The organism is Glaciihabitans sp. UYNi722 (assembly GCF_040549465.1).
In the GTDB taxonomy this organism is placed as follows: Bacteria; Actinomycetota; Actinomycetes; order Actinomycetales; family Microbacteriaceae; genus Lacisediminihabitans.
In genome coordinates this window covers 1-9308 of the sequence record NZ_JBEPTL010000042.1, presented here as the reverse complement: position 1 = coordinate 9308, position 9308 = coordinate 1, and the positions used below count along the sequence as shown (strand labels likewise).

At 58.9% G+C, this 9308-nt stretch carries 12 protein-coding genes; 2 read left to right on the top strand and 10 right to left on the bottom strand.

Translation table 11 applies throughout. The features are described 5' to 3' along the window. Nucleotides 1–230 precede the first annotated feature (230 nt). The 9 genes from ABIB56_RS18135 to ABIB56_RS18095 form a co-directional block, all read right to left on the bottom strand. Nucleotides 231–569: an SOS response-associated peptidase family protein gene (locus ABIB56_RS18135; protein ID WP_354570627.1), complete on the bottom strand. Its 339-nt coding sequence runs from the start codon at nucleotides 567–569 to the stop codon at nucleotides 231–233. 346 nt (nucleotides 570–915) lie between these two features. Beyond that, nucleotides 916–2022, bottom strand: a complete 1107-nt coding sequence (locus ABIB56_RS18130) for a YihY/virulence factor BrkB family protein (RefSeq protein WP_354570626.1) — start codon at nucleotides 2020–2022, stop codon at nucleotides 916–918. 105 nt (nucleotides 2023–2127) lie between these two features. Then, complete coding sequence (locus ABIB56_RS18125) at nucleotides 2128–2667, bottom strand: DUF3618 domain-containing protein (protein WP_354570625.1); 540 nt, start codon at nucleotides 2665–2667, stop codon at nucleotides 2128–2130. Then, nucleotides 2664–3071 (bottom strand): phage holin family protein, encoded by a 408-nt coding sequence (locus ABIB56_RS18120; RefSeq protein ID WP_354570624.1) that lies wholly within the window; start codon nucleotides 3069–3071, stop codon nucleotides 2664–2666. Before ABIB56_RS18120 ends, ABIB56_RS18125 begins: the two co-directional genes overlap by 4 nt. Beyond that, entirely contained in the window at nucleotides 3068–3871 is an 804-nt protein-coding gene (locus ABIB56_RS18115; RefSeq protein WP_354570623.1) for a hypothetical protein, read from the bottom strand. The genes ABIB56_RS18120 and ABIB56_RS18115 overlap by 4 nt, the downstream gene beginning before the upstream one ends. A 63-nt stretch (nucleotides 3872–3934) precedes the next feature. Continuing rightward, nucleotides 3935–4705: a mechanosensitive ion channel family protein gene (locus ABIB56_RS18110; protein ID WP_354570622.1), complete on the bottom strand. Its 771-nt coding sequence runs from the start codon at nucleotides 4703–4705 to the stop codon at nucleotides 3935–3937. Nucleotides 4706–4848: 143 nt separating this feature from the next. Further along, nucleotides 4849–5667 carry a DUF2382 domain-containing protein gene (locus ABIB56_RS18105; RefSeq protein WP_354570621.1) on the bottom strand — a complete coding sequence of 273 codons (819 nt, stop codon included), beginning with the start codon at nucleotides 5665–5667 and terminating at the stop codon, nucleotides 4849–4851. Nucleotides 5668–5786: 119 nt separating this feature from the next. Continuing rightward, complete coding sequence (locus ABIB56_RS18100) at nucleotides 5787–6524, bottom strand: hypothetical protein (protein WP_354570620.1); 738 nt, start codon at nucleotides 6522–6524, stop codon at nucleotides 5787–5789. Between the two features lie 611 nt (nucleotides 6525–7135). Further along, on the bottom strand, nucleotides 7136–7306 hold the full coding sequence (locus ABIB56_RS18095; protein WP_354570619.1) for a CsbD family protein: 171 nt from the start codon (nucleotides 7304–7306) through the stop codon (nucleotides 7136–7138). Nucleotides 7307–7823: 517 nt separating this feature from the next. Here ABIB56_RS18095 and ABIB56_RS18090 point away from each other — a divergent pair. Next, nucleotides 7824–8375 carry a hypothetical protein gene (locus tag ABIB56_RS18090; RefSeq protein WP_354570618.1) on the top strand — a complete coding sequence of 184 codons (552 nt, stop codon included), beginning with the start codon at nucleotides 7824–7826 and terminating at the stop codon, nucleotides 8373–8375. Between the two features lie 263 nt (nucleotides 8376–8638). Further along, nucleotides 8639–8770, top strand: coding sequence for a hypothetical protein (locus tag ABIB56_RS18085; protein ID WP_354570617.1), 132 nt, complete (start codon nucleotides 8639–8641; stop codon nucleotides 8768–8770). Between the two features lie 40 nt (nucleotides 8771–8810). On the opposite strand, the gene ABIB56_RS18080 is transcribed toward ABIB56_RS18085, so the two are convergent. Continuing rightward, nucleotides 8811–9044: an Asp23/Gls24 family envelope stress response protein gene (locus ABIB56_RS18080; RefSeq protein WP_354570616.1), complete on the bottom strand. Its 234-nt coding sequence runs from the start codon at nucleotides 9042–9044 to the stop codon at nucleotides 8811–8813. Between the last annotated feature and the right edge of the window lie 264 nt (nucleotides 9045–9308).

The window sequence follows — 9308 nt, the reverse complement described above, 5'->3', positions numbered from 1 at the left end:
ACTCCTGGGCGATCACGAATTCTAGACAAATCCGTGTTTAACAGGGCTTGTGCCCGCCCTGCGTCAACGACTCACCATCACCTATCCGCGCAACCCCTAAGTGTGATTGCTCGATAACCCTTAGAACAAGGGGTAGAAGCGTTGAGTTTAAACGAGTAAGTTTCGAAGAGGTCGCCTCGGTGCAGTACCGGTTTTCGAAAAAGCAATCAGGTACAGCCACAGAAGAAGTCCTAACCGCGACGCACGCGATTGCGAGTTCGCCTGCATGGCTCTGGGGTATCCGATTGCGTTGCCGGGGCTGTTTCGATCCGCGCGTTGATGATCGGCTTTCCAGCGCCGAACGCTGGTGCGGACGGTGGCACCATGGCCCACCGCACCAGGTTGCTCTCGAGCATGTCGTGACGCTTCCGAACGATCTGCACCCGATCCGTCGGTGTGATGTTCCAGCCCGGTTGCCAATCGCTGGTCACCCAGTTCTCGGCTTTGCCGCCGGCCTCGTCGTAGGCCTCAATCTCGGCGTTGGTTTTGTCATCAATTGCGTGGCGCCCACACAGGGCACCAGTCTGCACCGCTCAAGGCCGCGACAAAAGAATGAGCGGATGAGCGACACCGGGTCGCGCAAAGCTCCCGCATCGGGTGACGTAGGGCTGACCGCATTTGATGCGTGGAATACGGGCTGTCCGAAGTCGAGCGCCTGATCAGAATCAATCGTTTCTGAGCAGGTCAGCAGGCCTGATGAAGACCTGTGGAGTTGGTCGATAAGTGGCGGTGTTCTGTGATCGCTCGGTGTCGCAGTCAGGAGCAAATCCGTCTTGGATCGCCCTCCAATTATTACTGGAATTCCCCTAATCCTGGAGCCGGCGCTCACATGCGCCGTTCACTCACCTTGAACCTGTAGCCGCGTGTCTCGCGAACCTATTTTCGATGGGTCAGGCGGTGGAAGATTCCCGCTTTTGGCGCGTCCGGGTTGTCCGGGTCTTGTCCGTGGTCTTTTCGTATCTGTCGCCCTAGTGCTACGTCCTCGTCGTGCTTGGCCGCTTTCTTGTCGCTGGCAGTCGTTTCGCGCGGGGGGAGTTTGATTTCTTCTTCCGCTTCGATTCCTGCTTGGAGTTGTCTGCCGCGTTCCGTTTCGGCGTCGAATTCCGCACCGAAGAGGAGGGCGATGTTGGTGATCCAGATCCAGAGGAGGAAGACGATGATCGCCCCGAGCGATCCGTAGGTCTTGTTGTAGCTGGAGAAGTTGGCCACATACAGGCCGAAGAGTACCGATGCGCCGGCCCAGAGCGCCAAGGCGAGGAAGGCGCCCATACTCATCCACCGCAGCTTGGGCTGTTTCAGGTTCGGCGAGGCGTAGTAGAGGATCGCGACCATCAGGATGGCGACGATGACAAGGATCGGCCATTTGACGATATTCCACACGAACAGTGCGGTTTCGCCTACCCCCAGGGCATCGCCGATACTCTTCGCGACGGGTCCGCTGACTACCAGGATTAGAGCGGCGATCACGATCAACACGAGCGTGACCACGGTGATCGGTAACGTGGTAACTCGAAGTTTGAGGAAAGGGCGTCCCTCATCGACGGTGTAGATGCGGTTCATCGCCCGGCCGAAAGCGCGGACGTAACCGGAGGCCGACCATACGGCGCCGAGGATACCGGCCACGAAACCGAACCCTGCGGCGGGAGATTTCGCGAGCGATTCGAGGGGCCCTCGAACGGCGTCGACCACCTGATGTGAGCCGAGATTGCTGACAATGTGAAGCATCAAGTTGACGGTGTCCTTCGTCTGCCCAAACAGACCGAGCAATGACACGATCGCGACCAGCGCCGGGAACAGGGAGAGAACAAAATAGTAGGTGAGGCTCGCCGCTAGGTCGGTGCACGCGTCCGCCCCGAATTCGCGGACCACTTTCCGGAGTACGTACTTCCAGGATCGAGCCGTAATGTCGGTTGGATCCTCCGGCTTTCGTTCGTCGTCCGGATCCGGCGATTCTTTCGCTTTGGTACTCGAGCGCTGAGCCATCGTGAGTCCCTGTCGTTGCTTATCTAGTCGGATTACGGCGCTGTACGCGCTACGAAGTCGCGGGCCGTCTCGGGCATACCCAGAAACGACCCGCGTCCTCCCGGGTTAAGCGTCCCGGACGCTCTCAGCGGAGTCTGTTGCGCTGGACTTCACGTCTGCGACGGCGTTTTGCGCATCATCCTTCACTGAGGCTGCGGCGTCGGTGGCGGATTCTTTGACTGACTGTGCCGCGTCCATTGCTGGCTCTTTCAAATTTGCTGCGGACTCCTTGACCGCACTGGTTACCGCGTCGGTCAACGGCGCGGCTTTCTCTTTGACGGTGGCGGCAAGGTCTTGCTCCTTCTCGCTCGCGGGGATGAGCGAGGAAACGAGCCAACCCAGGCCGAAGACAACCAGACCGACAGCGATAGCGTTGCCCTGAACTTTGTCCTGAACTTTATCTTTCAGATCGTCCGCCGACGAGGCGAGATCGTCTCTGGATCCCATGAGAGTGTCGCGGACGGATCCGACTTTACCTTTAATCTTCTCTGTTTGCCGGTGGGCGATGCTCGATGGATTGACTTTGTCGGCGAGGGCGTCGACGTCGTAATCCAGGCTGGCTCGGGTCCGCTCGATGTCAGCGCGGATGGCGTCGGGGTTGCTCATGAGGTACCTCCAGGTTTGAGTGTTTCAGGAATGTTTTTGAGAGTCTCCACAGTTTGCGGAGCGCCCGTGATTGTCTTCAGTTGGGTGCGGCCAGCCAGGTACAGCACGAGGGCGATGATCGCGTAGATACCTGCGACGATGAGGGCCGACCAGGCGTTCCCGACCAGATATCCCAGTCCCCACCACGCGGCAATCGACACGAATAGCAGCACGTAGAGGCCAGCAACACCGGCGCCGCCGAGCATGCCGGCCCCTTTCCCGGCCTTCTTCGCCGACTCGCTCAGTTCTGCTTTGGCCAGCTCGACCTCTTGACGAAACAAGGCGGAGATGTCAGCCGTCACGCTGGACAGGAGATCACCCAACGATGTGGTGGCTGCACGCTCCTCCGGGTTGACGTCCGTCACAGCGTGCCACCGCGACGATCGAAATCAATGTCCGCTTTATATACGGTGTCGCCACTTACCGGCCCGCCCGTAGAGACCTTGTCCGAGGCGGCAGTTATGGACGCGGTTTGCGCACGGCTGTCGCCGAATTCCGGAGTTGGGGTGTGCATGGTGGAAACTGAACTCGAGGCTTCCGAGGCAGATGAGGTGTTCCTCGCCGATGCCGGAGACGAGCTTTCGCTGTCATCCTTCGCATTTGCGGCCAGAGACTTGGAGAGCCGCCCCGCGAGGATTCCCGCCACCGCTGCGATACCGATAAACGTTCCGGGGTTGCGTGAGGCGTATGCTCGCACGTCCGCCAAAACCTGATCTGTGTCCCGGTCTCCCAACCACGACGCGACCGCCCCCGCGCGTCCGCCGAGGTTTCGAACGAGGTCTACAGCCGGACCGCTGTCCTCGGAAGAGTTGGCCATGGAATTGAGCTGCTCGCCAACGGAGTGCAGCTGCTCGGCGGCACGTTTCTTCTGCGTGCCGGCCTGCTCACGCAGTTCGCCAGTGGCCTCTTCCAGCAGGCCCTTCGCCTGGCCTTTTGCCTCCGATGCGACGTCGGCAGCTTTTTCTTTTGCGCTGGCTGCCACGTCTTGGGCGGCATCTTTCGCGTCTCCGGCAACTGCTTTGGCCTCGTCTTTGGCGAGATCGGCTTTGCCGGAATTGTCAGTCTGCTCCCCATCGAGGTGAGTGTGGGTGATCTCGTCGAACAGCGGCGTTGTGGCTGTTCCTTCATGCTCCGGAAGATTGTTGGTGGGGTATTCGGTACTCATGATGTCCTTTCAAAGGATCGATAGGGGAGGTGTGCCCCGTCGGACGGCAGGGCACGTACGCAACTAGCGAGCTCGACGCGCAGCGACACCGTCGTTGGCGACGTCTTGAGCTTTCTGATGCGCCTGCTTGGCCTGCTCGGCGATGCTGGGAGCATTTTTGGCCTGCTCCTGAATTTTCGGCGCTTCTTCTTCAGCCTTGTTCAGGATGGACTCCCAGCGTGCTTGCATAGGTTTGATGAGGCCGCCGCCGGCTCCGACAATGATCACGCCGGCGATGATTGCGAGCACGGCGATCAGGATTGGGGTCGTCACGGTGGTGGCAACGTCGATCTGGTTCAGCGCGGCGGTGATGCCGATGAAGAGGATGAACACTGCAGCGATGTTGGCCACCACTTTGCCGTACGACAGTCCGCCGAGAGTGTTCTGGATGAGACCTTTAGCGCCGGCGGCGATCGCTGCAGCGATGACGATGATGATGATGATCGCGACGATGATCTTCGGCAAGAATGCGATGATGCCGGCCAGCAGGTCACTGACCGGGTTCGGTCCGAACACTCCGAACGCGAACTGCAACACGAACAACACCAACGTGTAGTACAAGATCTTCCCGACAATGTCGGACGGGTCCAGTTTCGAATTCGCGAGAGCTTTTTTGATTCCGCCGCGTTCGACCAGGCGGTCAAAGCCCACCCGTTCCAGCAACTTCTCTAAGCCTTTAGAGATGAGCTTGGCGACGATTAGGCCGACGATGAGGATGAGGAGGAATAGGAGCGCTAAGGGCACAAAGGTGATGACGGCGGATAGACCATTCTGGAAAGCGGCGGGAAAATTCATGAAGTACAACCTTTCTAAGGCCGACTGGTGTCAGCAGATCGCGGTGATGCGAGAAATCGCCAGGCAATGTTCGAGCAGGTGCAGCGGGTCGTGCCGATCGAACAGGACCGGTTTTGCCTACCGGCACGACCCCCTTGCGAAAATTACCTACCGGAGTTCGCGTCGGGGTTCGTGTCTGCGTTGGTGGTGGTTGTTGTGGTGGGATCGACGAGGTTAATCTCCTCGTGGGCGACTTCCGCGTTGACGTCCTGCTGTTCGGTGATCGTTTCGGTGCCGAGAGCGACACGTTCAACCGGGACGGTTTCCTTCGTCACGATCACTCGCTCTTCAGTGAGAACAACTTCGTGCTCCTCAGAACTGAGCGCAGGCCCAGCTGTGGCATCTGCCCGGTTCGCCTCAGTGATGGGTTCACGAACCAAGCTGACCTCTTCATGACTGACCGGAACGGTGGTGGTGACGTTCTCTGTCACGATGTGCTTCACCAGGCGGGCACGCCCGGATTCCACCTTTTCGGTCCCGACGCGGAGACGCTCTTCGGAGCGGGTCATCGCCTCATCGCTCGTCGATCCTGACACGTCATAGCCCTCAGCTATGGTCTCCGTACCATGGGCGTCCGCAGCTGCGAAGTCGGCGTCCTGAGAACGCACTCCTGTGCCGTTACCGTAGTAGGTGTAGAGGGAGTTTTCTTCTTCTTCGCTGAGGGATCCGTCATCGGCGATTCGGGGGGCGTCTTTGACGAAGTCTTTGTCGTACTCGACCCGAACCGTTTCGCCGTCGAAGGAGGCATTATCTAACGGGGCGAAGCTTTCCGAGGTGCCGAACAATCCCGTTTTGATGGTCACCCAGGACGGGCTCTGGTTTTCGGCATCGACATACACCTGCCCGACAGTGCCGATCTTCGTGTTGTCCGCGCCGAACACTTCAGCGCCGATCAGGTCGTTGATGTTACTTGTTTCGATCATCGTTCCTTCTTCTTTCTCACCGAACCGAAGTCCGGATATTAGGGGTGGGGTCGTTGCCAAGGCAAGAAATGCGAAGAGTGGGTCTTTGTGGGAGTTATCTACGTGATCGGAAGGAGGACTCAGCGGCCCAGGCCGACCCGGTCGATACGACGGTGGTAGCGCATCCCGGACAGTCCGCCGAGGATCGCGCCAAGGAAGGAGAGCACTAGGGCGATTACGACGGTGATAATGCTGCCGGCAGTCAGGGTGCCTTCGTCGATCGGGATGCGGGGGAAACTGTTCACATTCGCAAGAACGTTGAACTGACTGCCGGCGACCAGGCCGACGATTGCTAAAACCACGGCGACGATGATCGCCCACAACCACACTGCGACTCCTTGTTTGACTCCGTCGAAGCGGGCCATCCGCCCGGCAACGTACCCGCCGCAGTAATACGCGATAAGCACTACCAGGGCCAGGACTATTGCCCCCACTAGCCCGATTGTGCCGGTATTTCGTGAGGCAACATCCGCGGCATTATTGGAGGTGACGTTGGTGCCCAAACCAATCGCCGTGCCTGTGGCGGCAAGCACCGCGGTGAGGATGACGGCGGTCCCGGTGGCGGTCAACCAGCCGAAAAATGCGGAACCGAACTTCATCCCCCCGAACTCGGCCCGCTCCCGCTCCACAACTTTCTCCCGAGATGTAGCACCGCTCACAGCCGCGCGAGCGGCAACAGCGGGAGCGAATACGTCAGTGGATGACCCGGCCGGACCGATCGCGATAGGTTCGTTGATCGTACGTTCGCTCGCGGTGCGCACGTGGGCGCTGCGCTCGGAGGCGCTGCGATCGTCGACGGTGGGGTCGATATCTGACATGAAAACTCCAGTGCTTACTGTCGGGACAAGCTATCTAGGACACTCGGTACTAAGCGAAGAGCGCGGGTCGCACGTCCGATCAACGAATCCACTGCGAACGTGAGAGCGGAGGAGGGCGGGGCTCTCACGTTCGCAGACGTGCCGGAATTTCTGTTCGGATCGCATTTTTCACCAGCGTGCGCCATCGCGCCTTCGGGGACGCGGTGACCAACAATCATGCCGATCGGATCACCGGCACGACCATGCTGATGACCTCATCATTCCCATCCGAAGGGGCGAAATAAACCCCTTGACAGACAATCATCGAGTAGTAAAGTTCGATAGTTCGGACGTGATCTCCGGAGTCGAGGACGCTCGAGAGCGACCGCATCCGGCACGATCAGCTCAGCGAAAAGACCATGCCGGCCAGGCCGACAATCATCGTTTGAATTGCGCTCGAAATGGATGAGCGGGCGAATATTTCAAAATTCGGCCGAGGATTCGATGCGTATCGTCGATGCATACCGCGCTCGACCCGGCCGTTTCGATCGGTCAAGGTCTAAGCAGTTTCGACACAAAGCAAAACGCCCCCTTCCGTCCGGGAAGGGGGCGCTTATCAGTGGGCAATCAAATTACTTGAAAGCGTCTTTCACATTCTCGCCCGCTTTTTTGAAGTCCGCAGATGTCTGGTCGGCCTTACCTTCGACGACTTTGCTATCGTCTCCGGTGACTTTCCCCACGGTTTCCTTGATCTTCCCGCCCACCTCTTCAGCGGCGTTCTTGACTTTGTCGTCAGCACCCATGTGCGTATCTCCTTTCACTCCTCTGCCAAACTACGACTCTTCCTACGTCCCGGGACAGGGCTTGAATCGGCGATGAACCTCGGGTAGAACGAGTCTGACCTCACCGCGGCGCCCGATCGGCTGTTGCGTCACCATTTCCATTCGCAATTCCGGCCCCCTCGTGTGAGGGTGCGACCGGTCCGGCCGCCACTTTAATCAGCGATCGGATTGGCTCAACTCCACGGCTCAACCGTCCGCTGCGAACACAGTCGGCGGCGCTATCGTCTGCAGTTCAGGAAACAGTCCCTGTAATTGCGCGTTGCAATAATTACCCTGCCGTGCGACGCCCACAGGCTCGTTTCAGCCGTCAAATTTTCCCACGTGTGACATCTCAGCCCATCGTTTGCATCCAGTTAAAAGTTGGGATGGCACCTGTTCGGTCTGAGGTGGAACTCCGTTCGTGGCGATATTTCAAGCCCTAGCTTCGGGGCAAAATCGGCAGATAGTGGAAGGATCCCCCGACGTATTTAGGAGCATCATGACAAAGCGCAACACTTTCATCCGCAGTCTGCACGACATCGGACTTGCCGCCTGGTTCGGCGGTGCCCTGATGGGTGCTGTCGGCCTGAATGGAGCTGCTGCGGAAGCCACTCCATCGTCCGAACGGCTTCGCCTGTCCTCCATCGGATGGGGTCGATGGGCGCCCGTGCAACTTGCTGCGATCGCCGTCCATGGCGCAGGTGGGGTAAGTCTCATCGCCTCGAACAAAGGTCGGCTTCTCGTCCAGTCGGAAAGTCGTGCAAACACGATGGTGAAAATTGTCGTCACGGCCCTCGCCGGAGCATCCACTCTGTATTCCGGCATTCTCGGCAAGACTATTCAGGATCATCAGGATGAACCCACTGATGGGGTGACCGAACCGTGGCGCGGCTCCTCCGATGCTCTGTCCACCGCGCAGGAGCGTCAACGAATTCTGCAGTGGGTCACTCCCGCGTTGACTTTAGTGATGATCGTCCTTGCCGCCCAGCAGGGCGAGCAGCAGCGACCGATCAAAGGGCTTCTGAAATCGGCGGCGAAGAAACTCAAGTAAGGCGCGGTGTGTGGTGACGGCCGGCACTCTATTTTTCGAGTGCGGGCCGCACGGCGACCGGTCGATATCCGGCCATCACGGTGCCCCATTTCGCCGTGATGTAAGTGAGTCGTTATCCGATCCGACCAACCTTTACTTGCACGTTAGCGGGCGGATTCGCGGTCCGGTGCGAGATGATTCTCCACGGTAGCAACCACACGGCGACACACCACCGGTGCCGGTGTGCCGTCGTGCACACCGATTGGGATGAGATAAACATTCCCGTGTCCGCCTCTATCACTCGAGTGAGCGCGGTGGCGGTGGGAATCCTCGGAAGAATGTTGCTCACCGTGGCGATGACCCTCTCGGGCGTCGGACCTGACAAGTACACGGTCGTCACTCCGGGAGTATCCTGAACGAGTTAATCCAATTCCGCGGCAAGCAGGTCTGTCGCACTCATACTCGCCCGATTTCATTGACCGAACCTACGCTCAAGTACGGTTCGAACAGGTCATGGACGGTGATATCGATGGCGGCGATGTTGAGCTCCGGATGGCGCAGCAGCGTTGTTCGGATTGCCGTCCGAACCTGCTCGACCGTGTCGGGGATCGAAACGCCGGAGGCAACGCTGACATCCACCTGCACCACCACCGACACGCCCGCCTGGGTAACGTCGCCCTTCAGTTTCACCCTCCCGATAAGAGCACTTCCCCCACACTGTCCCCGGCCGCGCGAATGGCTCCGCGGGTAGCACCTTCGGTAACGATCAACGGACGCCGATCGAACAGATGGGTCTTACATTGCTGATGTAACCGCACGCTCGTCGCTCAGACTGATTTTCTCGCTCAGTTCGTCACGATCGATTGCGATGACGGAAGGCTTGAAATTGGTTGCATCCGGATGCGGCAACGGCAGCGGGGTATTGCAGCAACGCGGTGGACTTCTCAGATGTGC

What these genes read in the sequence shown, in the direction of transcription:
- ABIB56_RS18110 (WP_354570622.1), bottom strand. Translation starts at nt 4,705, where the DNA reads ATGAATTTTCCCGCCGCTTTCCAGAATGGTCTATCCGCCGTCATCACC.
- ABIB56_RS18095 (WP_354570619.1), bottom strand. Translation starts at nt 7,306, where the DNA reads ATGGGTGCTGACGACAAAGTCAAGAACGCCGCTGAAGAGGTGGGCGGG.
- ABIB56_RS18125 (WP_354570625.1), bottom strand. Translation starts at nt 2,667, where the DNA reads ATGAGCAACCCCGACGCCATCCGCGCTGACATCGAGCGGACCCGAGCC.
- ABIB56_RS18100 (WP_354570620.1), bottom strand. Translation starts at nt 6,524, where the DNA reads ATGTCAGATATCGACCCCACCGTCGACGATCGCAGCGCCTCCGAGCGC.
- ABIB56_RS18130 (WP_354570626.1), bottom strand. Translation starts at nt 2,022, where the DNA reads ATGGCTCAGCGCTCGAGTACCAAAGCGAAAGAATCGCCGGATCCGGAC.
- ABIB56_RS18115 (WP_354570623.1), bottom strand. Translation starts at nt 3,871, where the DNA reads ATGAGTACCGAATACCCCACCAACAATCTTCCGGAGCATGAAGGAACA.
- ABIB56_RS18105 (WP_354570621.1), bottom strand. Translation starts at nt 5,667, where the DNA reads ATGATCGAAACAAGTAACATCAACGACCTGATCGGCGCTGAAGTGTTC.
- ABIB56_RS18090 (WP_354570618.1), top strand. Translation starts at nt 7,824, where the DNA reads ATGACAAAGCGCAACACTTTCATCCGCAGTCTGCACGACATCGGACTT.